The 25,541-nt window shown below is 72.1% G+C and carries 25 protein-coding genes and 1 tRNA gene; 11 read left to right on the top strand and 15 right to left on the bottom strand.

All coding sequences use genetic code 11. The features are described 5' to 3' along the window. Positions 1 to 50: 50 nt before the first annotated feature. Positions 51 to 620 (bottom strand): hypothetical protein, encoded by a 570-nt coding sequence (locus ACFYE3_RS01370; protein WP_387605506.1) that lies wholly within the window; start codon positions 618 to 620, stop codon positions 51 to 53. Positions 621 to 772: 152 nt separating this feature from the next. Next, complete coding sequence (locus ACFYE3_RS01365) at positions 773 to 1,069, bottom strand: DUF1540 domain-containing protein (protein WP_387605508.1); 297 nt, start codon at positions 1,067 to 1,069, stop codon at positions 773 to 775. Between the two features lie 232 nt (positions 1,070 to 1,301). Here ACFYE3_RS01365 and ACFYE3_RS01360 point away from each other — a divergent pair, with 232 nt between their 5' ends. From ACFYE3_RS01360 to ACFYE3_RS01350, 3 genes are read left to right on the top strand one after another with little or no spacing between them, the layout of a single operon-like run. After that, positions 1,302 to 1,892, top strand: a complete 591-nt coding sequence (locus tag ACFYE3_RS01360; protein ID WP_387605509.1) for a carboxymuconolactone decarboxylase family protein — start codon at positions 1,302 to 1,304, stop codon at positions 1,890 to 1,892. Next, positions 1,889 to 2,899, top strand: coding sequence for a pirin family protein (locus ACFYE3_RS01355; protein ID WP_387605511.1), 1,011 nt, complete (start codon positions 1,889 to 1,891; stop codon positions 2,897 to 2,899). Before ACFYE3_RS01360 ends, ACFYE3_RS01355 begins: the two co-directional genes overlap by 4 nt. Before the next feature lie 21 nt (positions 2,900 to 2,920). Beyond that, on the top strand, positions 2,921 to 3,268 hold the full coding sequence (locus tag ACFYE3_RS01350; RefSeq protein WP_387605513.1) for a GNAT family N-acetyltransferase: 348 nt from the start codon (positions 2,921 to 2,923) through the stop codon (positions 3,266 to 3,268). Between the two features lie 72 nt (positions 3,269 to 3,340). Here ACFYE3_RS01350 and ACFYE3_RS01345 read toward each other — a convergent pair whose 3' ends face one another. Next, positions 3,341 to 4,216, bottom strand: a complete 876-nt coding sequence (locus ACFYE3_RS01345; RefSeq protein WP_387605515.1) for a shikimate dehydrogenase — start codon at positions 4,214 to 4,216, stop codon at positions 3,341 to 3,343. Between the two features lie 377 nt (positions 4,217 to 4,593). Between ACFYE3_RS01345 and ACFYE3_RS01340 the strand changes: the two genes are divergently transcribed. Together ACFYE3_RS01340 and ACFYE3_RS01335 are read left to right on the top strand one after the other, a co-directional pair. Next, on the top strand, positions 4,594 to 5,376 hold the full coding sequence (locus ACFYE3_RS01340; RefSeq protein WP_387605517.1) for a cyclase family protein: 783 nt from the start codon (positions 4,594 to 4,596) through the stop codon (positions 5,374 to 5,376). Then, on the top strand, positions 5,373 to 7,091 hold the full coding sequence (locus tag ACFYE3_RS01335; RefSeq protein WP_387605519.1) for a thiamine pyrophosphate-binding protein: 1,719 nt from the start codon (positions 5,373 to 5,375) through the stop codon (positions 7,089 to 7,091). The genes ACFYE3_RS01340 and ACFYE3_RS01335 overlap by 4 nt, the downstream gene beginning before the upstream one ends. 51 nt (positions 7,092 to 7,142) lie before the next feature. On the opposite strand, the gene ACFYE3_RS01330 is transcribed toward ACFYE3_RS01335, so the two are convergent. Then, positions 7,143 to 8,483, bottom strand: coding sequence for a hemolysin family protein (locus tag ACFYE3_RS01330; protein WP_387605521.1), 1,341 nt, complete (start codon positions 8,481 to 8,483; stop codon positions 7,143 to 7,145). A gap of 129 nt (positions 8,484 to 8,612) precedes the next feature. On the opposite strand from ACFYE3_RS01330, the gene ACFYE3_RS01325 reads away from it, so the two are divergent. Beyond that, a complete protein-coding gene (locus ACFYE3_RS01325; protein ID WP_387605523.1) occupies positions 8,613 to 9,827 on the top strand; it encodes a glycerophosphodiester phosphodiesterase family protein in 1,215 nt (404 codons plus the stop codon). Between the two features lie 60 nt (positions 9,828 to 9,887). Here the strand turns inward: ACFYE3_RS01325 and ACFYE3_RS01320 are convergent, their stop codons facing one another. From ACFYE3_RS01320 to ACFYE3_RS01300, 5 genes are all read right to left on the bottom strand, one after another. Beyond that, the gene (locus ACFYE3_RS01320; protein ID WP_380214545.1) at positions 9,888 to 10,100 is read right to left on the bottom strand and encodes a hypothetical protein; all 213 of its coding nucleotides are present in this window, start codon (positions 10,098 to 10,100) and stop codon (positions 9,888 to 9,890) included. 109 nt (positions 10,101 to 10,209) lie between these two features. Further along, entirely contained in the window at positions 10,210 to 11,145 is a 936-nt protein-coding gene (locus ACFYE3_RS01315; RefSeq protein WP_387605525.1) for an ABC transporter ATP-binding protein, read from the bottom strand. Next, positions 11,135 to 11,908, bottom strand: a complete 774-nt coding sequence (locus ACFYE3_RS01310; RefSeq protein ID WP_387605526.1) for an ABC transporter permease — start codon at positions 11,906 to 11,908, stop codon at positions 11,135 to 11,137. Before ACFYE3_RS01310 ends, ACFYE3_RS01315 begins: the two co-directional genes overlap by 11 nt. Continuing rightward, a complete protein-coding gene (locus ACFYE3_RS01305; RefSeq protein ID WP_387605529.1) occupies positions 11,905 to 12,699 on the bottom strand; it encodes an ABC transporter permease in 795 nt (264 codons plus the stop codon). The genes ACFYE3_RS01310 and ACFYE3_RS01305 overlap by 4 nt, the downstream gene beginning before the upstream one ends. A 41-nt stretch (positions 12,700 to 12,740) precedes the next feature. Continuing rightward, positions 12,741 to 13,703, bottom strand: coding sequence for an ABC transporter substrate-binding protein (locus ACFYE3_RS01300; RefSeq protein ID WP_387606017.1), 963 nt, complete (start codon positions 13,701 to 13,703; stop codon positions 12,741 to 12,743). Positions 13,704 to 13,936: 233 nt separating this feature from the next. Between ACFYE3_RS01300 and ACFYE3_RS01295 the strand changes: the two genes are divergently transcribed. Then, positions 13,937 to 14,887, top strand: a complete 951-nt coding sequence (locus ACFYE3_RS01295; RefSeq protein ID WP_368830730.1) for a LysR family transcriptional regulator — start codon at positions 13,937 to 13,939, stop codon at positions 14,885 to 14,887. 136 nt (positions 14,888 to 15,023) lie between these two features. Here the strand turns inward: ACFYE3_RS01295 and manA are convergent, their stop codons facing one another. Further along, on the bottom strand, positions 15,024 to 16,127 hold the full coding sequence (gene manA / locus ACFYE3_RS01290; RefSeq protein ID WP_387605532.1) for a mannose-6-phosphate isomerase, class I: 1,104 nt from the start codon (positions 16,125 to 16,127) through the stop codon (positions 15,024 to 15,026). A 73-nt stretch (positions 16,128 to 16,200) separates the two neighbouring features. On the opposite strand from manA, the gene ACFYE3_RS01285 reads away from it, so the two are divergent. Continuing rightward, a complete protein-coding gene (locus tag ACFYE3_RS01285) occupies positions 16,201 to 17,601 on the top strand; it encodes a phosphomannomutase/phosphoglucomutase (protein ID WP_387605535.1) in 1,401 nt (466 codons plus the stop codon). A gap of 66 nt (positions 17,602 to 17,667) precedes the next feature. Here ACFYE3_RS01285 and ACFYE3_RS01280 read toward each other — a convergent pair whose 3' ends face one another. The 3 genes from ACFYE3_RS01280 to ACFYE3_RS01270 all read right to left on the bottom strand — a co-directional run bounded on the left by ACFYE3_RS01280 (position 17,668) and on the right by ACFYE3_RS01270 (position 21,439). Continuing rightward, the gene (locus tag ACFYE3_RS01280) at positions 17,668 to 18,855 is read right to left on the bottom strand and encodes a globin domain-containing protein (RefSeq protein WP_387605537.1); all 1,188 of its coding nucleotides are present in this window, start codon (positions 18,853 to 18,855) and stop codon (positions 17,668 to 17,670) included. Positions 18,856 to 18,913: 58 nt separating this feature from the next. Continuing rightward, positions 18,914 to 19,405, bottom strand: coding sequence for an RrF2 family transcriptional regulator (locus ACFYE3_RS01275; protein WP_387605539.1), 492 nt, complete (start codon positions 19,403 to 19,405; stop codon positions 18,914 to 18,916). Positions 19,406 to 19,573: 168 nt separating this feature from the next. After that, a complete protein-coding gene (locus ACFYE3_RS01270; RefSeq protein WP_387605542.1) occupies positions 19,574 to 21,439 on the bottom strand; it encodes a phosphoenolpyruvate carboxykinase (GTP) in 1,866 nt (621 codons plus the stop codon). 299 nt (positions 21,440 to 21,738) lie between these two features. Between ACFYE3_RS01270 and ACFYE3_RS01265 the strand changes: the two genes are divergently transcribed. Further along, positions 21,739 to 21,814, top strand: a tRNA-Arg gene (locus tag ACFYE3_RS01265). 101 nt (positions 21,815 to 21,915) lie between these two features. Here ACFYE3_RS01265 and ACFYE3_RS01260 read toward each other — a convergent pair. Together ACFYE3_RS01260 and ACFYE3_RS01255 are read right to left on the bottom strand one after the other, a co-directional pair. Then, a complete protein-coding gene (locus ACFYE3_RS01260) occupies positions 21,916 to 22,824 on the bottom strand; it encodes a tyrosine-type recombinase/integrase (protein ID WP_387605544.1) in 909 nt (302 codons plus the stop codon). A 78-nt stretch (positions 22,825 to 22,902) separates the two neighbouring features. Continuing rightward, positions 22,903 to 23,130, bottom strand: coding sequence for a hypothetical protein (locus ACFYE3_RS01255; RefSeq protein WP_387605547.1), 228 nt, complete (start codon positions 23,128 to 23,130; stop codon positions 22,903 to 22,905). 157 nt (positions 23,131 to 23,287) lie between these two features. Between ACFYE3_RS01255 and ACFYE3_RS01250 the strand changes: the two genes are divergently transcribed. Next, the gene (locus tag ACFYE3_RS01250) at positions 23,288 to 23,449 is read left to right on the top strand and encodes a hypothetical protein (RefSeq protein WP_387605549.1); all 162 of its coding nucleotides are present in this window, start codon (positions 23,288 to 23,290) and stop codon (positions 23,447 to 23,449) included. A gap of 1,642 nt (positions 23,450 to 25,091) precedes the next feature. Further along, a complete protein-coding gene (locus ACFYE3_RS01245) occupies positions 25,092 to 25,433 on the top strand; it encodes a hypothetical protein (protein ID WP_387606037.1) in 342 nt (113 codons plus the stop codon). Positions 25,434 to 25,541 lie beyond the last annotated feature (108 nt).

Here is a 25,541-nt window from a genome sequence, read left to right as displayed (position 1 = left end):
CGGCCCCGCTCGACCGGCGCCACCCGTTCGTGCGCCGCCGGCCCGTCCGCTCACAGCAGGCCCCGCAGCTTGTAGTAGCGCCGGCCCACCACGGTCCCGTTGACCCGGACCACGGCCCACACCAGCACGAGCAGCAGCGCCACCAGCACGGCCGGGACGGGCACGAAGAGCGCCCACACCACCAGCGCCATGCCGGGGACGGTCAGCAGGATCGGCCAGGCGTACTGCACCATCTCCACCGCCATGTAGTCCTGCATCTCCCGCAGGACCGGGTCCCGCGGGACGGCGCCGCGGCGCACCGAGGTCCGCAGCCCCTTGCTCGCGCGTGCACGGGCGTCCATGAGGTCGTTGCGGGGCGCGTCGTCCGCGCGGGTGAGCGAGAGGATGATGCCGCTGACCAGCAGGGCCGCCCCGCCCACCATGAGCCCCCACTGGGCGGGGCTCAGCAGCCGGCCCCCGCCCAGCAGCAGCGCGGCCGCGATGCCGCCCAGCAGCCCGACCACCAGGCTCGACACGAGGGCGAGCACGATCCGCCGGGCCCAGACCGCGTCGAGCTCCCCGAGCCGGGGGATCTGCACGTGCGGGTGGTCCGCCCCGCTGAGCCGGATCTCCTCGTCCATGGCGTACCGTCCTCTCGATGCTCCGGCGCTCCTGCCCGGTCCCCTCCATTGTCCCGCGCCCCGGGCGCCGTGGCACGTCCGAGCCCGGGCAGGCGGAGACCCCGGCCCTCGGGCACGTGCCCGGGGGCCGGGGACGGGGCCGCCGGCGGGCGTCAGGCGGCCTGGTAGGTCAGGCAGTCGGCCTCGTCGGCGCCGGCTCCGATCTTGACGTCGTGGGCCGTGCACATCAGGCGGGAGTTGTGCACGCACTCCCCGCGCTGGCAGGCGCCCACCTCCGCGTGCACGGTGGGCAGGCCGCCGTCCGGGCCCAGCGAGATGAACGTGCCGCAGTGCGCGTGGCCGGAGCTGCCGGTCACGGTGATCGCGTGGGCCGTGCACTCGTGGTCGTGGTTGAACGAGCACTGCCCCACGGTGCAGTCGGAGACGGGAACGAACTCGGTGGTGGCCATGACTTCTCCTCCGGGAGGAACTCCGGGCCGGAGCCTGCTGCCCCGGCCTGAACAAGCTCTTCCAGGATGCGCCTCACCAGCGACGATGAATAGCGCATTTTTTCGTCCCCCAATGTCCTGCGGCCGGCCCACGAGCAGTGCGGCACCGCACTTGACGGGGCCCCGCCGGGGGTATTCGCTGGAAGCACGGCGGTGCCGCCCGGCGGCGCCGCGACGACCACGAGGAGACTCCATGAGCGCCGGCGACCACTTCTACCTCGACAAGGCGGATCCCGGCAGCTGGCGGGCGCTCAACGGCCTGGCGCGCAAGGTCGCCGCTGCGGCCGAGGACGCCGGGCTGTCCCGGGCGCTCGTGGAGCTGCTCAGCGTCAGGGTCTCCAAGCTCAACGGGTGCGCTTACTGCCTCGACCTTCACACCGGCTACGCCGTGGAGGCCGGGGTGAGCGCGCAGAAGCTGGCCGTGCTCCCCGCCTGGCGCGAGACGGAGCTGTTCGACGACCTGGAGCAGGCCGCGCTGGCCATCGGGGAGGTCGTGGCCCTGCTGCCCGACGAGGAGACCCGGCTGGCGGAACTGGCCGTGGCCCGGGCGGAGCTGACCGACGAGCAGTACTCCGCGCTGCAGTGGACGGCGGTGGCGATCAACGCCTTCAACCGGATCTCGGTCCTCTCCCGCCACCGGGTCCGGCCCCGTGGGGCCGCCCCGGAGGACCAGGGCCGGGAGAACCAGGCACCGGAGGACCAGGGACCGGGGAAGCAGGCCGCGGAGGCGCCGGTGGCGGAAGCGCCGCGCACCCCGTCAACGGTCGCGGGAGGCACGGCGTGACCAACCTGGACGTGGACCCGCAGGAGCTCCTGTGCACCGAGGCCGTCGGGGCGGGCGCGCAGCTGCTGGCCCCGCGCGAGGTGCCCCTGGGCGGGCCCCGGGCCATGACCGTGCGCCGCACCCTGCCCCAGCGGCAGCGCAGCCTCATCGGGGCGTGGTGCTTCGTCGACCACTACGGCCCCGACCTGGTCTCGGAGTCCGGGGGCATGCGGGTGGCCCGGCACCCGCACACCGGGCTGGCCACCGTGAGCCTGCTGTTCACCGGCGGGATCGCCCACCGGGACTCGGCCGGCTACGACGCGATCGTCCAGCCCGGTGAGGTCAACCTGATGATCGCCGGGCGGGGGATCTCCCACCAGGAGTTCTCCACCCCCGGCACCACGCTCCTGCACGGCATCCAGCTGTGGTACGCCCTGCCGGAGGCGACCCGCCACATGGCCCCGGCCTTCGAGCACCACGCCCCCGAGCCGGTCGTCGGCGAGGGCACGGAGCTGCGCGTCTTCCTGGGCTCCCTGGCCGGCAGCACGTCCCCGGTGGACACCTTCACGCCGCCGCTGCTGGCCGCCGAGGCCGTCCTGCGGCCCGGCGCGCGGCTGGAGCTGGAGCTGGACCCGGCCCTCGAGCACGGCGTGCTGCTGGACACCGGCGACCTGTCGCTCAACGGCGCACCCGTGCCGGTGGACCACCTCGCCTATCTCCCGGTCGGGCAGGACTCCGTGGTGCTGGAGGCCGGTCTCGGCCCGGTCCGGCTGCTGCTCATCGGCGGGGAGCCGCTGGGCGAGCAGATCGTGATGTGGTGGAACTTCGTGGGCCGCACCCACGAGGAGATCGTCGCCTACCGCGCCGCCTGGCAGGCGGAGATCGACGCCGAACCGGCTCCCGCGCCCGCCGACGGCAGCTACGACGACGGCGCCCCGTACCCGCGCTTCGGGCCCTACCCGTCGGAGCAGCCCGCCCCGCTGCCGGCCCCGCCGCTGCCCACCGTCCAGCTGCGGCCCCGCGGCTGAGCCCGTCCCCAGGAGATCACCATGGACACTTCCGCCGTCACGGTCCGGAACAACCCCGACCGGCATCGCTACGAGCTCCTCGACGGGGAGACCGTCATCGGCACGGCCCACTGGGTCCCCTTCGAGGGCGCCGGCGGGCCGCAGCGGATCTTCCACCACACCACCGTGGACGACGCCTACGGCGGGCAGGGCCTGGCCTCCGTGCTGGCCCGCCGGGCCCTGGACGACACCGTCGGCGCCGGGCTGACGGTCGTCCCGGTGTGCCCCTACATCAAGAAGTGGCTGGGCAAGCACCCTGATCACCAGCAGCACGCCGTGCCCGTGCGGCCCGAGCACCTCGCGGCCGTCCCGCGGCAGGAGCGGCAGTGACCCCGTCCGCCGGAGCGGGCCGGAGCCCGGCGGGCACCGGCTTCCCGGGGCGGCCGGGACGCGGGCGCGCGCTCAGCTCCGCTGGGCCCCGAGAAGGTCGAGGAAGTGGGCGCGCATCCGGGCCCGGTCGGGCTCCACACCGGTGATGAGACGGAACGCGTCCACCGCCTGGCCGACGGCCATGTGGCCGCCGTCGAGCACCTGGCACCCCCGGGCCCGGGCCGCGGCGATGAGCTCGGTCTCCACCGGCAGGTAGACGACGTCGGCCACCCACTGCCGGGCCTCCAGCAGGCCGGGGTCCACGGGCGTGCCGGGGTGGTGGTGCATGCCCACCGGGGTGGCGTTGACCACCCCGTCCGCCGCGCGCACCAGCTCCGGCAGGGTCTCGGCAGTGGCGGCCTCGACCTGCTGCCCGGGGAAGAGCTCGGCCATGGCGGCGGCCCGCTCGGCCGCCCGGGCGGGGTCCACGTCGAACAGGTGCAGGGTCCGCACGCCGGCGCTCAGCAGCGCGGAGGCCACGGCGGAGCCGGCGCCGCCGGTGCCGACCTGGACCACACGGTCCTTGGCCGCGCCGGGGAGCACGGCCCGGAACCCCGCGGCGAAGCCGGACACGTCGGTGTTGTGGCCGACGAACCGCCCGTCGCGGATCACCACCGTGTTGACGGCCCTCAGCGCGGCCGCCTCCGGGGCGACCTCGTCGAGGTGGGCCAGGACCAGCTGCTTGCACGGGTGCGTGATGTTGAAGGCATTGAACCCGAGGTCGCGCCCGGCCCGCAGCAGCTCCCCGACGTCCTCGCCCGGGCGGCCGATCACCTCGAGGTCCACCGGGCGGTACAGGTAGTGCAGGCCGTGGTTCCGGGCCTCGGTCTCGTGCATCGGCGGGGTGAGGCTGCGGGTGATGCCGTCGCCGATCAGGCCCACGAGATAGGACTCGGAGGTGGTGCTCATGCAGGGCTCCTTGCGGGATGCGGGCAGGACGCGGCTGCGCCGACCGCCCTCGGAGCAGAACCGGCTGCCGGTTGCGGGGAGGGCATCACGAGCCGTTGGGACGCCCATCACAGTACACCGGGAGGGCGCCCGAGACCCTCTGCGCACTCACTCTGTGAACACTAATGCCACGAGGTGGGAGCGGATCCGGGGCGCAGCCGGGGGACGCGCTCCTGCCGCACCTGCTGCGGCGCCGGTCGGGCGGTTCCGCGGCCTGCTCCCGGCGGCGACGCTTCCGCCCGGCGCCGAGGGGCCGGGCCCGCCGCGGGGCACAATGGGCGACGAGGCATGTGCCAGGGCCCCGCCGACGGGGCTCCCGAACTGCGGAGGGTGACATCATGAGCGTGCTGGGCGAACTGGGGGCGGCGCTGGCCGCCGGGACCGTGGAGGTCGTGGACCTGACCACTCCCCTGGACCGGAACACCCCGATCCTGCGTCTGCCGGAACCGTTCGCCAACACGGTGGGCCTGTCCATGACCCCGGTGAGCGCCTTCGACGATGCCGGGCCCGTCTGGGCGTGGAACGACCTGACGCTGGGCGAGCACGCCGGCACGCACCTGGACGCGCCCGTGCACTGGATCACCGGCCGGGACGGGAGGTCGGTGGACCGGATCGAGCCGGCGCGGCTCGTGGGGCCGGCCGCCGTCCTGGACCTCACCGCGGAGACGGAGGCGGACGCCGACGCCCTGCTGGAGCCCGAGCACCTCGAGCGGTGGGAGGCCGAGCACGGCCGCTTCCCCGAGAACTGCTGGGTGCTCCTGCGCACCGGCTGGTCCGCCCGCGGGGACGACCCCGAGCGCTTCCTCAACGCCGACGAGCACGGCCTGCACGCCCCGGGTCCGTCGGTGGCCGCCGCCGAGTGGCTCGCCGCCCATCCGCACGTCAGCGGTTTCGGCGTGGAGACCGTCGGCATCGACGCGGGCGTCGCCGGCGGCTTCGACCCGCCCTTCCCCGCCCACCACCACCTGCTGGGCCACGACAAGTACGGGCTGACCTCGCTGCGCCGTCTCGACCGGCTGCCGGTCCTCGGGGCGCAGCTCGTGGTCGCGCCCCTGCCGGTCGTGGGCGGCACGGGCAGCCCCGCCCGGGTTCTCGCCCTCGTCGAGAGGACCGGGACGTGACCGGCACGGTCGCGCAGCTCGTGGGCCGTGCGCTCGCGGAGCTGGGGGTCGGGCACGCCTTCGGCGTGGTGGGCAGCGGGAACTTCCACCTCACCAACGCGCTGATCGCCGCGGGCGTGCCCTTCACGGCAGCCCGGCACGAGAACGGCGCCGCGACCATGGCCGACGCCTGGGCCCGCACCAGCGGGCGCGTCGCCGTGGTCACCACGCACCAGGGCTGCGGGCTGACCAACGCGACCACCGGCATCGGCGAGGCCGCCAAGTCCCGCACCCCGCTGATCGTGCTGACCGCCGACACGCAGGCCGCCTCCGTGCACTCCAACTTCCGGATCGACCAGGACGCCCTCGCCCTGGCGGTGGGGGCGGTGGCCGACCGGGTGCACTCCCCTGCGAGCGCCGCGGCCGACGTCGCCCGGGCCGTCCGCCGGGCCCGCAACGACCGCCGCACCGTGGTGCTCAGCGTCCCGCTCGACGTCCAGGCCGCCCCCGCTCCCGAGGGCGCCGTGGTGCCCGCGCTCCCGCCCGCCCCGCGGGTGCGCCCGGACGACGAGGCCGCTGCGCGCCTGGCGGGGATGCTGGCCGCCGCGCACCGGCCGGTGTTCGTGGCGGGACGCGGCGCCCGGGGCGCCCGCGCCGAGCTGACCGCCCTCGCCGAGCGGTCGGGGGCGCTGCTGGCGACGTCGGCGGTGGCCAAGGGTCTGTTCGCCGGCGAGGACTTCGACCTCGGCATCTCCGGGGGCTTCTCCTCCCCGACGACCGCGGAGCTGATCGGGGAGGCCGACCTCGTGGTGGGATGGGGCTGCGCCCTGAACATGTGGACCACGCGGCACGGGCACCTCCTCGACCCGGAGGCCTCCGTCGTCCAGGTGGACCTCGAAGAGTCCGCGCTGGGCGCGCACCGACCGGTGGGGAGGCCGCTGGACCTGGGGGTCGTGGGCGACTGCGCGCTCACCGCCCGGGACGTCCTCGCCGTGCTGGAGCACGGCACCGCGCGGGAGGGCTGCACCGTGCGGGAGGGCGCCGCCGGGCCGGGAGCCGCCGCCCCGGCGTCGTCGTCCTGGCGCACGCCCGAGCTGGCCGCACGGATCGCCCGGGAGGGCCAGTGGCGGGACGTCACGTTCGAGGACCTGTCCACGGCGGAGCGGATCGACCCGCGGGTGCTGTCCCGCGAACTGGACGCGATGCTGCCGGCCGAGCGCGTCGTGGCCGTCGACAGCGGCAACTTCATGGGCTACCCCAGCCAGTACCTCTCCGTGCCGGACGAGCGCGGGTTCTGCTTCACCCAGGCCTTCCAGTCCGTCGGCCTGGGCCTGGCCACCGCCATCGGCGCCGCGCTGGCGCAGCCGCACCGGCTGCCGGTGCTCGGCACCGGGGACGGCGGCTTCCTCATGGGGATCGCCGAGCTCGAGACCGCGGTCCGGCTGGGCCTGCCGCTGGTGTGCGTGGTCTACGACGACGCCGCGTACGGGGCCGAGGTGCACCACTTCGCCGGCGACGGGGACGTGCCGCTGGACACGGTGGTCTTCCCGGACGTCGACATCGCGGCGATCGGCCGGGGCTTCGGCGCCGACGGCGTGGTCGTGCGCTCCGTCGAGGACCTGGCCGCCGTGCGGGAGCGGCTGTCCGGGCCGCTGGAGCGGCCGCTGGTGATCGACGCCAAGATCGCCTCCGACGGCGGGGCGTGGTGGCTGGCCGAGGCCTTCCGCGGGCACTGACGCCGCGCCGCGCCGGCGCCGCGGTCCGCCGCCGAGCCCCGCCGGGACCGGTCAGGCCCCGGGGCTGCCGTCCCCCGCCGCGTCCCGCCGCAGCCGGGTGATCCGCACCCGCTCCACCCGGCTGCGGTCCACGGCCAGGACCTCGAGCCGGTAGTCGTCCACGTCCACGGCGTCGCCCGGGCGCGCCACCCGCCCCAGCCGGTCCATCACGAACCCGCCGACGGTCTCGTAGTGGCCCTCGGGGATGACGGGCCCCGCCTCCGCCGGAACCTCCTGGATGATCAGCCCGCCGTCCACGAGCACGGCCCCGCCCTGGCGCAGCACCGTGTCCTCGTGCTCCCGCACCCCGGCGTCGAACTCGTCGTAGATCTCGCCCACGAGCTCCTCGACCAGGTCCTCCAGGGTCACGATGCCCGCCGTCCCGCCGTACTCGTCGACCACCAGCGCGATGTGGTGCCCGTCCTTGCGCATACCCTGCAGGGTGCGCAGCACGTGGTTGGTCTCCGGCAGGAAGGGGATGGGCCGCACCACGTCCCGGAGGGTCCGGGGCGGGGCCTCGATGACCCCGTCACCGTCCCGGTCCGCCACCACGAGGTCGCGGATGTGCACGAAGCCCAGGACGTCGTCCACGCTCGTGCCGAGCACGGGGTAGCGGGAGTGCGGCAGGCCCAGGGCCGTGCGGTAGGCCTCCGTGACGGGCAGGGTGCCGTCCAGGAAGTGGACGTCGGGGCGGGGGCGCATGACCTCGGCCAGGCGTCGGTCGCCCGCCTCGAAGACGTCCGTGAGGATCGAGCGCGAGACGGACCCGATGCCCCGGGTGTCCACGACCATCTCCCGGATCTCCTCCGCCGACACCTCCTCGGTGACGGCGTGCGGATCCCCGCCCACGAGCCGGACCACCAGGTTCGTGGACACGGACAGCAGCCAGATGACGGGGCGCATGAGCTTGGCGAAGACGCTCAGCGGAGGGGCCAGGACCTTCGTGAAGCCCACGGAGCGCTGCATGGCCAGGCGCTTGGGGACGAGCTCCCCCAGGACGAGGGAGAGGTAGGCGATGACCAGGGTCATGCCGATCAGCGCCGAGGTCTCCGCGGCCGCGGTGGACAGGCCGGCCCGCTCGAACACGGGGGCCAGGTCCGGGGCGAGCGTCGAGGCGCCGTAGGCCGAGGAGAAGAACCCGGCCACCGTCACGCCGATCTGCACCGCCGAGAGGAAGAGGTTGGGGTCCCGGACGAGGGCGGCGGTCCGGGCGCCCTTCCGTCCCGAGCGCTCGATCCGCTTGACCTGGCTCTCCCGCAGGCTCACGATCGCCATCTCGGTGCCCGCGAAGACGCCGCCGACGGCCACGAACAGCAGGACCAGAAAGATGTTCACGATCGTGCTGTTGTCCATGGCGTCCACAGTACCGGCCCCCTCCGGGACGCCCGGAGATCATCTGCGCTTCACGCCGCGTTGACCGGTCCGTCTCCGCGCTCCGCTTTCGTGGTGGGGCACCGTCCCCCAGGCACAAGGAGCACCGTCATGACCGCTCGATCCCCCCGCCCCCTGCGCGGCGCCGCCGCGGCTCTGTCCACCGTCTTTGTGCTCGGCTCGGCGCTGCCCGCCGTGGCCGCCCCGTCCGGCGCCGAGGGCCCGATCCTCGTCGGGCACCGCGGCGCCGCCGGCACCGCCCCCGAGAACACCGTGTCCGGGTTCAAGGACGCCCGCGCCGCCGGCGTCGACTACCTGGAGATCGACGTCCAGCTCAGCGCCGACGGCGTGCCGTTCCTGTTCCACGACAGCACCCCGGCGCGCACCACGGACGTCGAGGAGGTCTTCCCGGGCCGCGAGGACGACCCGGTCACGTCCTTCACGTGGGACGAGCTGCAGCAGCTCGACGCCGGCTCCTCCTTCGGCGACGAGTTCGCCGGGGAGAGGATCCCCCACCTCGACGACGCCGCGAAGGTCGCCACCGTCAGCACCGGCGTCTACATCGAGATCAAGTCCCCGCAGGACTCCCCGGGCATCGAGCAGGTCGTGGCCGACGCCCTGGCCGAGGACCAGGACTGGGCGAAGCTGCTCGCGGCGGGCAAGGTCACCGTCATCGGCTTCGACGAGACGTCCAACCGGGCTTTCGCCGGGCTGGCCCCCGACGTGCCCCTGCAGCAGCTCACCGGCAGCGTCCCGGACGCCGCCACGATCGAGCGGTGGGCCGGTGTCGTGGACTCCGTGGGCACGAACTACCGCACCCTCGACGCCGACGACGTCGCCCGCGTCGACGCCGCCGGACTGGACCTGGGCGTCTACACCGTCAACTCCCCGGAGGCCGTCCAGGACGTGGTGGACCTCGGCGTCGACATGATCACAGGCGACTTCCCCCTCCAGACGCAGCGCTACCTCGACGGGCGCGAGCCCTTCCCGGCGAACAACCGGATCCGGATCGAGGACTCCGTCAACGACGTCCCGGGCGACGACCTCCAGCCCGGGACCGGTGAGCACGTGGTGCTCACCAACGCGGGCCGGAGCACCGTGGACGTCGGCGGGTACGTCCTGCGCGACGCCGCGAACAACGTCCTCACCGTGGGCGAGGGCTACGAGCTGGCCCCAGGCGCGCAGCTGCGCGTGCACACCGGTCCGGGCACCGACACGGAGGACGCCCACTACAACGGCGGCACCTCCGCCGTGCTCAACAACGGCGGCGAGTCCGTGGCCCTCTGGACGGACAAGGGCCGGCTGCTGGACGTTTTCGCCAACTGATCCGGCCTCGACCGCGACGGGCAGGACCCGGCGGCGCCGGCAGCCTGGGACCGCCCCGGCTCACCAGAGGTGGCGGCACTGCCCGTTCTGGCAGGAGAACTCGGGGGCGCGCCCGTCGGGGAGCATCATCGACGGGGACGCCAGCTCGACGTCGCGCGCCCGGTCCCAGTCGTCGGGCATGATCTGCACGTAGACCAGCTCGAACCCGGTGGCGCCGCAGCGCGGGCACGGCGCGGTGGTGCCGCGCAGACCGTCGGACGGGGTGGTGCTCATGGCAGGCCTCCCGGGGAAACGGCGCCGGGCGCTCCGGAGCCGGTGGGCCCAGTGTAGTGGGCGCACCGGCTCCGGTCGCGGCCCCTCCCGGGGGTGTCCGGCGGGCGGCTCAGGCCCTCGTGCCCGCCTCTCGCTTGGCGCGCTGGATCTCCTCGTAGACGTGGCCGCGCAGCTCGGTGAACCGCGGCAGGCCGCGGGTGGTGAGCTGGTCGCGGTCGTCGGGCAGGTCGATGGGGAGGTCCTCCTGGACCACCGTGGGCGAGCTCGACAGGATGATGACGCGCTCGCCGAGGTAGACGGACTCGTCGATGTCGTGGGTCACGAACAGCACGGTCACGCCCATCCGGTGCCACACGTCCCGGATGAGGTCCTCGAGGTCGGCGCGGGTCTGGGCGTCCACCGCGGCGAAGGGCTCGTCCATCAGCAGGATCTTCGGCTGGTAGGCCACCGCCCGGGCGATCGCGACGCGCTGCTGCATGCCGCCCGACAGCTGCCACGGGTACTTCTTGTCCGCGCCGCGCAGGTCGACGGCGGCGATCGCCTCCTCCACGAGCCGGTTCCGCTCGTCCCGGGCCAGCTTCGCGTTCTTCAGCGGCAGCTCCACGTTCTCGCGGACCGTCATCCAGGGGAACAGGCTGCGTCCGTACTCCTGGAAGACCACGGCCATGTCCTTGGGCGGGCCGGTCACCTGCTCGCCGCCCAGCAGCACCTCGCCGGAGGTCGGCGCCATGAGCCCCGAGATGCACTTGAGCAGCGTGGTCTTGCCGGAGCCCGAGGGTCCCACGAGGCACGCCAGCTCGCCGCGGCCGAGGTCGAACGTGAGGTCGCGGACGGCCTCCACGTCGCCGTGGTCGCTCTGGTAGATCTTCTGCAGCCCGCGCACGGACAGCAGCACGTCCTTCCCGCCGGTGCGCCCCGCGCCGGCGCCCGAGACCCCGGTGCCGGTGCTGTTCGTGCCGGTCCCGTGCCCGGCGCTCCCGCCCGCTCCGGTCCGGGGAGCGGTCGCGCCGCCGTCCGCTGCCGAGCTTCCTGATTCAGCCTGCATTCTCCACCTCTTTCAGGCCCCGGTACCAGGCGAGGACCTTGCGTTCAACACGTTGGAAGACGAACGCCAGCACCACTCCGATGAGACCCAGGACGGCGATGCCGCTCCACATCTCGGGGATGGCGAACGATCGCTGGAACTGCACGATGGTGAAACCGAGCCCCGAGGACGAGGCGAACATCTCCGAGATCACCATCAGGATCAGCCCGATCGACAGGGCCTGCCGGATGCCGGCCATCATCTGGGGGCTGGCGGCGGGGATCACCAGGTGGACGATCCGCGACCACCCGTGGATCCCGTACGAGCGCGCCGTCTCGTTCATGACGGAGTCGACCGAGCGCACGCCCTCGATGGTGTTCAGCAGGACGGGCCACACGGACCCGAGCACGATCACCACGACCTTCATCTGGTCGTTGACGCCGATGAGCAGCATCAGCACGGGCACCAGCACGGGCGGCGGGATCGCCCGGAAGAACTCGAGCACGGGCTCCAGCAGGTTCCGCAGCCAGCGCACCGAGCCGATCACGAGCCCGACGACCACGCCGAGCAGGATGGACAGCGCCAGACCCACCAGGAGCCGGCCGATGCTGGGCAGCACGTCGTCGAAGAACCGGTCCCCGAACCAGACGTCCACGAACGTCGTGGCGAACTCGCCCGGCTCCGGGACGTAGAAGTTGGTCTCCACGAGGGTGTAGACCCACCACAGCAGGACCAGCAGGACGGGCAGCGCGAGCGCGTAGCCCAGGGTCTTGACGAGTCTCACACCGCCACCTCTCCGCGGACGGACGAGTGCCAGGCCAGCGCCCGGCGCTCGAGCGCCCGCATCCCCAGGTTGATGAGCACGCCCAGCAGCCCGGCCGTGACGATGAACGCGTACATGGCCGTGACGGCGCCGCCGGACTGGGCCAGGGAGATCTCCCGGCCCAGCCCGGGGGTGCCGATCACGAGCTGGGCGGTGACCGCCAGGATCAGCGCCACGGCCGCCCCGAGCCGCAGCCCGGTGATCACGTAGGGCAGGGACGTGGGCCACGTGACGTACCGGACGCGGGCCAGCGTCCCGAGCCCGTAGCTCTTGGCCGTGTCCTGCGCCACGGTGTCCACGTCGCCGACCCCGTAGAGGACCTGGATGAGGATCTGCCAGAAGGACGCGTACACCACCAGCAGCAGGGTGGACTCGAGCTGCACGCCGAACAGCAGCACGGCCAGCGGGATGAGCGCGACCGACGGGATGGGCCGGAGGAACTCGATCGTGCTGTGGGTGGCCCGGCGCAGGAACCCGCTGCTGCCGATGACCAGCCCCAGGACGATCGCGGCGACCGCGGCGATCAGCAGCCCGAGGAACCAGGCCCGGACGGTCTGCCAGACCGCCAGCCAGAAGCCCGCCGAGCCGAGCTGCACCCCGAGCTCCAGCAGGACCGCGCTGGCCGGGGGCAGGTACCGCGGGTCGACGATCCCCGTCAGGGGCAGCAGCTCCCAGGTGAGCAGGAATCCGAGGATCCCCAGCACCCCGAGGGCGCCGGGCCCCAGGCCCCGCCGCGTGCGCTTTCGTGCCATGTCGTGCTTCCTCTCCCTTGCGTGCCGTGTCCGCGGACGGGCTACGGCAGCAGCGCGTCGAGGTCCGGGGCTTCCTCGAGGGTGTCGTACTCGACGGCGGCGTCGCCCAGCTTCTGCAGCGCCTCGCGGTCGAACTCGGTGCGGAAGCGCGGCAGGGCCATCTCGGCGCGCAGCTCGTCGCTGATCTCCGTGTAGGTCCCGACGATCTCCCGGACCGCCTCCGGGTTCTCGTTCGCGTACTCCAGCGAGCGGTTCATGGCGTTCTGGAACTTCTCCACCAGCTCGGGGTCCTCCTCGAACTTCTGGGCGGTCGTGAAGTAGCCGGCGATGTCGAGCTCCGGGTCGAACTCCACGAAGTTGTAGGACACCGCGCGGCCGCCCTCGTCGAGGACCTGGGTGAGGAACGGGTCGAGGATCCAGGCCGCGTCCACCTGGCCGCGGTCGAGCGCGGCCGGGGCGTCCGGGAAGCCGACCTCCACGAAGTCGATGCTCTGCGGGTCCCCGCCGGCCTGCTCGACGACGTAGCGGATCGTCGTGTCACCGATGTTGTTGAGGTTGTTCACCGACACGGTCTTGCCGGCCAGGTCCTCGGGGCCCTGGATGTCCGAGTCGGCGGGCACCACCACGGCGCCGAAGTCCCGCTCGGCGTCGCCCGAGGTCGTGGTGCCGTTGGCCACGTACTTGAGGTCCAGCCCCTCGCCCTGGGCGACCATGACGGACAGGGTGTTGCCGAAGGCGAAGTCGAAGTCCCCGCTGACCACGCCCGGCACGGCGGCGGCGCCGCCGCTGGTGGTCTGGATGTCGAGGTTGATCCCCTCCTCCTCGAAGAAGCCCTGCTCCTCGCCCAGCCAGAGGGCGGCCGTGTCGACGATGGGGATGACGCCGACGGTGACGTCCTGCATCTCCCCCTCGGCCCCGGTGCCACCTCCCCCGCCGTCGCCGCCGCACGCGGCCAGCGCCAGTACGGACCCTGCTGCTCCCCAGCTGATGAGCGCTCGTCGCATCATGCCTCCCCTGTGTCGTTCCCTGACCGTGCTACGCGGTCCTGCTCGGTGCACGTGCGTCGCGGTCGTGCTGCGTGGTCGGTGCCGGGCCCGCTGTCCGCACTGCCCTGTGCGACCCGGTGGACCCGGGTTGTGATAGGGATCACTCTAGTGACGTAGCATTCACAAACTAGTGCATGTTGTCGATGGACCGATACATGACGTCTATGGGTCACTGACCGAGGAATGGTGCCGTGGAACTGGACCTGAACCTGATGCGCGTGTTCTGCACGGTCTACGAACAGGGCAGCGTCACGGGGGCCGCCACCGAGCTGCACCTCACCCAGCCCACGGTGAGCCACGCCCTGAAGAACCTGCGCCGGCAGTGCAACGACCAGCTGTTCGTGCGGGAGGGCCGGGGCCTGAGCCCCACCCCGTTCGCGAAGAGCATCTTCCCGCAGGTCAAGGCGGGGATCGCCCAGGTGACCGCGGCCGTCTCCTCCGGTGGGGTGTTCGACCCGGCGACCGCGCGCGAGCGCTTCACCCTGGCACTGACCGACCTGGGCGAGCTCGCCTTCCTGCCGTCCGTCATGGTGGCGCTGCGGGAGCAGGCGCCCGGCGTGGAGCTGACCGTGCTGCCCCTGGACGTGGAGCGCGTCCCGGACGACCTGCTGCGCAGCCGGGTGGACGCCGCGATCTGCGCCCCGTACATCGGCGGACCCGGCATCGTCCGGACGGTCATCGGCACGGACGAGTACGTGGTGATCGCCGCCCGCGGCCACCCGCGCGTCCGGGAGCGGCTCACGCTCGAGCAGTTCGCGGAGGAGCCGCGGATCCGGCTCGCCCCGTCGATGGGCCACGATCTCGCCGAGGTGACGGCGGAGCGGGCGGGCGCCCCGGGCAGCACGGCCCTGCGGCTGTCCCACTTCACGGGCCTGGTCTCGGTCGTGGAGCGCACCGACTGCCTCGCGGTGCTGCCGAGGTTCCTGGCCGAGACGCTCGAGGAGGCGTCCGGGATCCGGGTCTTCCCGCACCCGGTCGAGATGCCGGTCCTGCAGCTGGCCGCCTACACCCGCGAGCCCGGCCACCAGCGTCCCGCGCAGCGGTGGTTCGCGCAGCTGATCGTGGACACGATGCGGGAGTCCGTCTCGCCGGACCCGTCCGCGCCGCTGCATCCCGGGCCCTGGCATCGTCGCCGTCCCTGAAGGGATGGAAGACCTCGACCGCCACGCACAGGCCACGGACCGGCCGGTGCTCGTGAACCTGCACTCGACCTCCGGCACGGGCAACGCCATGGGCACGCTGACCAACGCCTGAGCCGCACCGCGCACCGGGCGCGGCTCAGCGGCAGGCGACCGTGAACACCCGGGCGTCGCCGGACAGCTCCACGGTCCCGGCACCGCCCCGGTGCAGCAGCGACTCCCCGCCGGACAGCTCCCACTCCCGGTCGGCGGCGCGCACCAGCACCCGGTCCCCGGTGCTCAGCAGGACCGTGGTCCCTTGCAGCTCGACCGGGACGGTGCGTCCGGGCACGAGCTCGTGGGCGGTCAGCGACAGCCGCTCGTCCCACAGCGCGTAGACGCGGCGGCCCTGCTCGTCGGCGGGGGGCTCGACGACCTCCGGGGCCGCCTGCTCGTCGGCCAGCACGGCGAGCAGCTCGGTCACGTCCACGTGCTTGCCCGTCAGCCCGGCGCGCAGGACGTTGTCCGAGGAGCTCATCACCTCGATCGCCGTCCCGGACAGGTACGCGTGCAGCTGCCCGGCCGGGGTGTGCAGGGACTGCCCCGGGTCGAGGCGGACGTGGTGCATGCACACCGCGACCAGCAGCCCGGGGTCGTCCGGGTGCCGGTCGTGCACGTAGCGGACCAGCGCGGCCACGGGGTCCTCCGGGTCCGCGGCGCGGGCCGCGGCCACGGTCGCCGCGACGGCGGCCCCGGCGGCGGCGTCGTCGAGCGTCAGCACGGCGGGCAGCACGGGGCTCGCGCCGTCGGCGACGTCGTGCAGCCAGTCCAGCCCCAGGCGCGCGGCCGTGGCGCGCAGCCGCTCCGCCGGCTGCACCCCCGTCAGCAGCTCCACCCCGGTGAGCGCCACCACGGTCTCGGGCTTGGCGGAGCGGTCCTTGTAGTTGCGCCGCGGGTCGTCGAGGGGGATCCCCGCCCGCTGCTCGCGCTCGAAGCCCGCCTCGGCCTGCTCGGGCGAGGGGTGGACCTGGATGGACAGCGGGGCGTCGATGGCCAGGATCTTGAGCAGGAACGGCAGGCCCTCCAGCGGCTCGTCCCTGCCGTCCCGGACGACGACGGACGGCGCGGCGGGGTGCGCGCCGACCCACAGCTCGGCCTCGGGCTCGGGACTCGGCACGGGCCGGCCCTGGAGCCGGGCCAGCACCTCGCGGGAGCCCCAGGCGTAGTGCCGGACGGGATTGCGCATGCGGAGGATCTCGACCATGCTCGTCATCAAATCACAGGACCGCCCGCGCCCGGCGGTGCCCGGGAGCGGCCGTGGCCTAAGATCACCCCTTGTGACTATCGATCTCTCAGCTTCGTTCAAGGCCTACGACGTCCGCGGCATCGTGGGCGAGTCCATCACCGCGGAGACGGTCCGGGCCACCGGCGCCGCGTTCGTGGACGTTCTGGGCCTCGCCGGCCTGACGGTCCTCGTGGGCGGGGACATGCGCCCCTCCTCGCCGGAGTTCGTGGACGCCTTCGCCGAGGGCGCGGTCCGCCGCGGCGCGGACGTCGTGAAGATCGGGCTGATCTCCACCGACGAGCTCTACTACGCGTCCGGGACGTTCGACGCCGCCGGGGTGACCTTCACGGCGAGCCACAACCCCGCCGCGTACAACGGCATGAAGATGTCGAAGGCCGGGGCCGTCCCGGTCTCCTCCGAGTCGGGGCTCTACGACATCCGTGACCTCGCACAGCGCTATCTGGACGAGGGCGGAGCCCCGGAGGCGCCCACCCCCGGCACGGTCACCGAGCGGGACGTCCTGGCCGGCTACGCGGAGTACCTGCGCTCCCTGGTGGACCTGTCCGGGACCCGCCCGCTCAAGGTGGTGGTCGACGCCGGCAACGGCATGGCCGGGCTGACCACGCCCGCCGTGCTGGGTGGCGCCGTGCTGGAGGCGCTGCCGCTGGAGGTCGTGCCCCTGTACTTCGAGCTGGACGGCACGTTCCCCAACCACCCGGCCAACCCGCTCGAGCCGGAGAACCTCGTGGACCTCCAGCGGGCCGTGCGCGAGCACGGCGCGGACCTGGGCATCGCGTTCGACGGCGACGCCGACCGCTGCTTCGTGGTCGACGAGCAGGGCGGGGCCGTCTCGCCCTCGGCCGTCACCGCGCTGGTCGCCGAGCGGGAGATCGCGCGCGCCCGGGCGGAGGGCGTCGAGAACCCGGTGATCATCCACAACCTCATCACGTCCCGCGCCGTGCCCGAACTGGTCACCGCCCGCGGGGGCCGCCCCGTGCGCACCCGGGTGGGCCACTCGTTCATCAAGGCCGTCATGGCCGAGGAGGGCGCTGTGTTCGGGGGCGAGCACTCCGCGCACTACTACTTCAAGGACTTCTTCAACGCGGACACCGGCATGCTCGCCGCGATGCACCTCCTGGCCGCCCTGGGCGAGCAGGAGCGGCCGCTGAGCGAGCTGATGCACCAGTACGACCCGTACGCGGCGTCCGGCGAGATCAACTCCACCGTGGAGGACAAGGCCGGCGCCGTGCGGCGGGTCGTCGACGCCCTGGCCGGCCGGGACGTGAGCGTGGAGGAGCTGGACGGCACCACGCTCAGCTGCCCGGACGAGGGCTGGTGGTTCAACCTGCGCCCCTCGAACACCGAGCCGTTCCTGCGCCTCAACGTCGAGGCGAAGGACCCGGCGACGATGGAGCAGGTCCGGGACCGGGTGCTCGGCATCGTGCGCGCCTGAGACCCCTGGCACGCACGGGGCCCCGCCGGACGGCCCGTCCGGCGGGGCCCCGTGCGCTGCGGGCGCTCAGACCGCGGCGGTCTCGCGCGCCTCGTCGTGGAGCATCCACTGGTCGGGGCCCAGGATCTCGTAGGCCACGCTGCGGCCCGGGACGCCCTGGGCGATCACGGCGGAGCGGACGGCCTTCATGAAGGGCAGCGGGCCGCACAGCACCACCTGGGCATCGGCCGGGATCCGCACCGCACCGAGGTCCATGAACCCGTCGTGGTCGCCCTCCCCGGGGGTCTCCATCCAGGTCTCCAGGCGGGCGTGGGGCAGCTCGGCGACCAGCATCTCGTGCAGCTCGCGCAGGGCCCACTCCTCCGCCGAGCGGTCGGCGTGCAGGACGAGGACCTGCCGCTGCGACTCCTGGCGGACGAGCCGGTCCAGGAACGCCAGCATGGGGGTGACGCCGATGCCGGCGGAGGCCAGCACGAGCGGCCCGTCCCCGTCCGGGAGCACCACGTCGCCGTAGGGGTTGGAGACCCGCAGGACGTCACCCACCTGCACGTCGTGGTGGAGCACCGGGGTGACCTCGCCGCGCTCGTCGAGGCGGACGGCGATCCGGCGGGTCCCCTCGGGCCCCGGCACCAGCGTGAACTGCCGCGGCTGCTCCACGCCGTCGGGCATGCGCACCTCGACGGTCACGTACTGGCCCGCCACGGCGGGGGTCATCGGGGTGCCGTCGGCGGGCTCGAGGGTGATCGCCGTGGTGGTGGTCCCGGTCCGCTCCTTGGCCGCGACCCGGAACGGGGCGAAGACCACGGTGTTCGCCTGCCCCGCGCAGAGGCCCTCCTCGATCTTGATCAGGGCGTCGGCCATCAGCCAGTACACCTCGTCCCACGCGGCCACGACCTCGGGCGTCGCGGCGTCGCCGAGGTCCCGGGCGATCGCTCCGAACAGGTGCTCGTGGACGATCGGGTAGTGCTCGGGCAGCACGCCCAGGGACGCGTGCTTGTGCGCCACGCGGGAGAGCAGCTCGTCCGGGTACCCCTCGTGGTGGGACAGCAGCCAGGAGGCGAACATCGCGACGGAGCCGGCGAGGGCCTGCGCCTGGGTCCCGTTCTTCTGGTTGGAGCGGCTGAACATGCCGTCCAGCAGATCGGGGCGCGCCTCGAACATGGACCGGTAGAACTCGGGGGTGATGAACGGGATGCGCTCGGCCACGACGCCGATGGTCTGCTCGATGACGGGACGGGACTGGTCGGACAGCACAGTTGCCTCCTGGGGGGCCGGTGGATGACCTCCCTAAACTAGCATCTAAGATTCTGAATTACATCATCGGTGGCGACGCGTCCACCGCGGTGCTTCCCGGCGGCTCGGGCGGGCGCAGTCCGATGGACACCAGCACCGGGCCGACCTGCCGCTCGCTCACGAGGTCCCGCACCTGCACGCCGTCGAGCGCGCCGTAGAAGGCCTCCCGCGCGTCCGCGAGGGCGCGGCGCAGCCGGCACCCGCGGTCCAGGGGGCAGTCCCCGCCGGCCGACTCGCACTCGACCATCGCGGAGCCCGCCTCCAGCTCGCGCAGCAGCGAGCCCACGGTGGCGTCCAGGCCGGCGGGCGTGATCGACACCCCGCCGGTGCGGCCGCGGCTCGAGGCGAGCAGGCCGAGCCCGCTCAGCCGGCCCACGGTCTTGGTCACGTGGTGGTAGGGGGCGCCCACGCCCTCGGCGATGGCGCGCGTCGTGAGCTTCTCCCCCTCGGGGACGGCCCCCGTCAGCAGCAGGACGCGCAGGGCGATGTCCGAGAAGGCGGTCAGCCGCACGGCGGGGTCCTCCGGTCGCTCATGACGGCTCCTTCCGAGACCTCGCGCGTCCCGGCCGGCCGCGGGAGCACGCCCATTGTCCCACGCGGCCCGGGACGCGGACGAGGGGCCTCCCGGCACGGGAGACCCCTCGTCCGCGTCCCGGGGCGCAGCGTCCCGGGCGGTGTCTCACGCCTGGTTCAGGCGGTCCTCCAGACCGGCGCGCTGCTCGAGGATGGGCTCGGGCACGTGGCCGAGCCGGTGGAACCACTCGTCGATGCTGGGCAGCTCGGCCCGCCACTCCTCGACGTCGACCTTGAGGGCCGCCTCGAGCTCCTCGTCGGAGACGTCCAGGCCCGTGAGGTCGAGGTCCTCCTTGGTGGGCACGGTGCCGATCGGGGTCTCCCGGCCACCGGCCGTCCCCTCGAGGCGGTCGAAGATCCACTTGACCACGCGGGAGTTCTCACCGAAGCCCGGCCAGGCGAAGCCGCCGCTCGGGGTGCGGCGGAACCAGTTGACGTAGAAGACCTTCGGCATCTCGTCCTCGCCGATGCGCTCGCCGACCTCGACCCAGTGCTCGAGGTAGTCGTTGGCGTTGTAGCCGATGAACGGGAGCATGGCCATGGGGTCGCGCCGGACGACGCCCACGGCGCCCTTCGCGGCGGCCGTGGTCTCCGAGGACAGCGTGGCGCCCTGGAACACCCCGTGCTCCCAGCCGAAGGACTGGGACACGAGCGGGACGGTGGTCTTGCGGCGGCCGCCGAAGACGATCGCGGACAGCGGCACGCCCTCGGGGTCGTCGTACTCGGGGGCGAGGATGTCGGCCTGCTTGATGGGGGTGCAGAAGCGCGAGTTCGGGTGCGCCGCGGGACGGCCGCTCTCCGGGGTCCAGTCGCGGCCCTTCCAGTCCGTCAGGTGCGCGGGCGTCTCGTCCGTCATGCCCTCCCACCAGACGCCGCCGTCGTCGGTGAGCGCCACGTTGGTGAAGATCGTGTTCCCCCGGGCGATGGCGCGCATGGCGTTGGGGTTGGTGGGCCACCCCGTCCCGGGAGCCACGCCGAACAGACCTGCCTCCGGGTTGGTCACCCGGGCCTGGCCGTCCTTGCCGAAGCGGATCCAGGAGATGTCGTCACCGACCATCTCGGCCTTCCAGCCGTCGAGGGTGGGCTCGAGCATCGCGAAGTTGGTCTTGCCGCAGGCCGAGGGGAAGGCCGCAGAGATGAACCGGCTCCGGCCCTCGGGGTTCGTGACCTTGAGGATGAGCATGTGCTCCGCCAGCCAGCCCTCGTCGTGGGCGATGGCCGAGGCGATGCGCAGCGCGTAGCACTTCTTGCCGAGCAGGGCGTTGCCCCCGTAGCCGGAGCCGAAGGACCAGATGGCCCGGTCCTCGGGGAAGTGGACGATGTACTTGGCGGGGTTGCAGGGCCAGGGCACGTCCTCCTCGCCCGGGGCCAGCGGGGCGCCCAGCGAGTGCAGGCACTCGACGAAGAAGCCGTTCTGCGCGGTCATCTTCTCCAGCACGGGGGTGCCGATGGTCGCCATGATGCGCATGGAGCACACCACGTAGGCGGAGTCGGTGATCTCCACGCCGTAGCTCGGCCTCGAGGCCTCCAGGTGACCCATGACGAAGGGGATGACGTACATCGTGCGCCCGCGCATGGCGCCGCGGAACCTCTTGCGCAGGGAGCCCCTCATCACCTCCGGGTCCTCCCAGTTGTTGGTGGGACCCGCGCCCTTCTCGGTCTTGGTGCAGATGAAGGTGCGCTCCTCGACCCGGGCGACGTCGTCCGGGTCGGAGAAGGCGGCGAAGGAGTTGGGGAACTTGTCCTCGTCCAGACGGACGAAGGTGCCGGCGTCCACGAGCTCGTCGGTGAGCTGCGTCCACTCGGCCTCCGAGCCGTCGACCCAGTGGATGCGCTCCGGCTGGGTGAGCTCCGCCATCTCCCGGACCCACGAGAGGAGGTGCGCGTGGGTGGTGGGCGCACTGTCCAGAGCGCTCTTCACAGCCTCGTTCAGCCCGGTGGTCTCCGTCGTTGCAGTGGGGTTGTCAGCCATTGACATGTCTCCTCGTTGAGGCCGTCCGCCGACCGCCCGGGGCTCTCGTGGTGGTGCTCGTCGTCGAACACTCGGCCCGGTGTCACCGGGCCCACAGTGAGCGGCGTGGAGGTGGGCGGCCGGTCTCTACTGTGATGTGGGTCCATCGTATCGCCCCGGCCCCGGGCGCCCCAGCAGGATTACGCGCGCCGCGGCCCGTCGCGCCGGGTGTCGGACAGGGGGCCGGCGGATTTTGCGCAGCCGGGGGCCACATGTAGAGTTGTATCCGGCTTGAACGGCGGTGACGCCGGGACGCCGATGCGCCTGTAGCTCAACGGATAGAGCATCTGACTACGGATCAGAAGGTTGGGGGTTCGAATCCCTTCGGGCGCACCATTGAGACAGCCCCTCACGAGCAGGAATGCCGGTGAGGGGCTGTTGTCATGTCCGGGCGGAATCGCTCGATCCCACGTTTGCCCCACTTTTTCGCCCACGCACTACCCTCCGGGGGCTTCCAGCGCCGCCGAGACATCCGGCGCCACACCGGCCCGTTCCACGTGGACACGCCCGGTGAGCGCCGGGGACGAGTGCCCCAGCAGCGCAGCCGCGTCATGGACAGTCGATGACCGCTCCACCAGCGTCGCCACCGTCCTCCGCAACACGTGCAGGTTCACCCACTCCAGCCCGTCCAGGTGCTTCGACGCCCGGGCCGCACGCCATTGCCGCTGGACGTTGTGCGTCCACCGCAGGGTGCCCGTGCCGGACGGGAAGACGAGGTCACCCTCGTTGGGCCACTCCTCGACCGACCACGCCAGCAACGCATCGGCCACGAACCCCGGCACGGTCACCACCCGGAAGCTGCTCGACGTCTTCGGCACCCCCTGCCGCCCCACCCCGCCGGCGAGCTGCACAACGGTCCCGCTCCGTGATCCTGACCTGGCAGCCCCCAGGTCGACGTCGGACCACCGCAACGCCAACCCCTCACCGATACGGGCACCGGTCCCCAGCATCACGTCGATGATCGCCGGAAGATCTTTCGGGCGTGGGTGGCCCACCTGCTCTGGGTCACCCACGTAGGCCCGCACCCCGGCGCGCAGCCGGTGGACTTCCTCGACCGTCAAAGCCCGGGGTTCATCCTTCTCCCTCGCCGGCAACCTGGCCCCGGTTACCGGGTTAACGCCCACCGCACCACGCTGCACTGCGAGCGCAAACGCCTCCAGGAGCAGGACACGGGCATGCTTCGCCCGTCCTGGCCTGGTGACCGTTCCCCTGCCCAGGAAGGTGTGGAGGCGGTCCGTGGTGGCTTCCCACAGCTCCACACCACCGAGCCCGGGCACCACGATGTTCTCCGCTACCGCCTTGTAGCGGGCCAGTGTTCGGGGGCGGCGCCTCCCGGACTGCTCCACGTCTGCCAGCCATACGGCGAGGAGGTCCCGGTCGAGGGTGGTGGACGTGATCGTGTTGCCCGCACCGGCCCCGCGTTTCTACAACCGCTGTTCCAGGGCACGCTTGGCGGCGGACCGGGAGGTGCCGGTGGCCTCGATCTGACGGGTGGTTCCCGTGGCGTCCCGGTAGCGTGCCCGGGCCCGCACCCGCCGGTGCCCGAGCTGCGTGCAGGCGACTTCCTCGAGCTCCCCGACCCCCAGAGAGGGTGGGGGCGCGTCGCTGCGCCGGGAGCGCATGTGCAGCCCCGGGCCGCCGGGGAACGGCACGAGGGGGCTGCTGCACCGGTATGGGGGCCGGCATCATCAGCAAACTACCAGGCGGTAATCCAGCCGGAAGCAGTCCAGTTCTTTTGCGTGAACTTTTCCTGAGACCGACGAACGTTCCCTCTGCCGCGGAGCGGGCGGGGCGGCTAGTCTCACGTGCATGATGACGCCTCAGCGGCTCCACGAGATCTGCCGGTTCTACGACATGTTGCAGACGGCGATGGCGGAGAGCACTGCACCGTTGCCGATGTTGCAGAAACAAGTTGCGGTGGACATGTTGGGCGAGCTCATCGCCCACGCCAAGGAGACTCTGACGCCATGACAAAGACGCCCCGCCCTCTCCCGGACAGGGCGCCTCCGTTGCACCATGGGTGCACGACTAGACAGGATCAGGCTGGTAGTCAGGCACTTCCCCCCGGAAGCTCCCTGCAACCCGACATCGAGCCCCCCGGCTCGAGTGGTCTAACCGATAGCTAGACTATCTAGCGGTTGGTCAGCAGTTCTCATGGGCGTCTCAGCATTTGGACATGACGATCTGGCACCAGTCGCTGCCTGACTTCTCTTGGCATCCATGGCGCATGAAAACGCCCCCGCCAGGGAGAGGACGGGGGCGTTTTCATCGGGGGCGCCGGGGGACGCCAGCCGGGTCACCCGGGGATCAGGGGTGACGACTCCACAATAGATGCGAATGGCTGTTACTCGACAGCCAACTTACGACGTTCCCTGGCAGTATCCGGACCCGGTCGTCCCCACCACCAGCGACGAATTTCACGCGACTCTTCTACGGAGCGTCAGCACCCTCGGATATGCGGTGACCGAAGCGGCGCATGGGTTCGATGCATGATGACCCCTGGGGGGGACACCGAACCTGCCGCCACCAGAGCCGGTTGCCGCAGAGAGCGCCCCCTCATCCCCCTGAGTGCGGGCGCTCTCGCAATGCCTGCCCCACCGAAAAACGCCCCACACTGCCGTAGCAGGGCGGGGCGCTCCAGCACCAGGCCGGGGGATCCTGGTCCGTACACCGACGGGGGGCCGGTGTGTCCGTCGGGGGCCGGACTCTCCGACCGTATCACGCCTAGTCACAGGCAACTTACAGCAAAATCTCAGACGGATGGCTGCGGCATGCAGCCACGGCTTACCGCCTGGCCGCCGGCTACTCAACCGCCACACGGCAAGCCGCTTCCATGAGACGACCGTGGTACGCCCGGCGGCACCCGCCAATAGTCCACGGCTGGTGACCTTCGGGCGGACGGACGATGGTTCTTGGTCGGGTCAGTGTGCGCCCCGCGTTCACCCCACGTCTTCGACGGTGACCCACGGAATCCGACGAGACGCCGGGGACCATTCGACCGCTCCGCCTCCCTGTCATTCCGCGGATCGGGGCACCGGGCGACACCCACCGCAATGCTTGACGCCAGCACAGAAGGTGGGGGGTTCGAATCCCTTCGGGCGCACACGCGAGGGAACCCCTTCCGGCCGAGAGGCCGGGAGGGGTTCTTTGTGTGCACTGCCCGCGGTGGGCTCCGGAGACCGGGCGCCGGCCCGGTGGCGCCCCCGTCACTCCTCGTGCCCGCGCACCGATCCCGGCGGCTCGGCGGGTCCGCCGAGTTCGCCGGCAAAGACCTCATCGAAAGGGAATTCATAAAGCTTTGCAAATAACAAAATCTGCATTGAAATCCCCCGTTATCAGCACCTGACCCGTGCGGCATCGGCCTCGCACCGCAATGCGGCGCCGTCCGGCCACCACCGCCCCGGAGGTTCTGCCGACCCTGGATCGATGAGCACCCCAGGACCGCCGCAGCCACGACCACTGCTGCGCCCTCTTCCTTTGCGGACGGCCGACCCGGACGCAGAAGCCCCTGTGGCCTGGGACGGCACGCGAAAGCAAGGTGGCGCACCGGCGTTTTTACCCTGGTGTCACCTGATTCACCATTGGTAATCAGCTCATTCAAAAGGGGAACACCATGGAAAATCTGCGGAAGACTCTGGTCGGCGCCGCTCTGGCGGGCAGGCTGGTCACGAGCTCCTTCTCCACCCCGGCGTTCGCAGGGGGCGACAACGGGGACGAGCGCAAGTACGGCGAGGTCGACGTCGTCGTCAAGTACCACCACTACGGTGAGTGGAAGACCAAGGAGTACGAGGACGTCGAGCTCAAGAAGCCCGCCTCCATCGCCAAGGACAAGGCCGACGGCGGCGACTGGCACAAGTACTACCGCGACGCCAAGTACACCGACAAGACCGACAAGTCCGTGAAGACGGTCGACAAGAAGCGGGTCAAGGTCATCTTCGAGCAGGACGAGGACTAGGGTCACGGCCACAGGACCTGATTCCGCGGCCTGACCGACGAGGGCGGCCAGGCGCAGCGCCAGGCGCCGCGCCTGCTGCCGCGCCCGGGAGGACGGCAGGAACCACTG

The sequence above is a fragment of the Kocuria arenosa genome, from assembly GCF_042879215.1.
Lineage (GTDB): Bacteria > Actinomycetota > Actinomycetes > Actinomycetales > Micrococcaceae > Kocuria > Kocuria arenosa.
The sequence above is the reverse complement of the archived record's forward strand: the minus strand, read 5'-3'. Positions and strand labels throughout refer to the sequence as shown.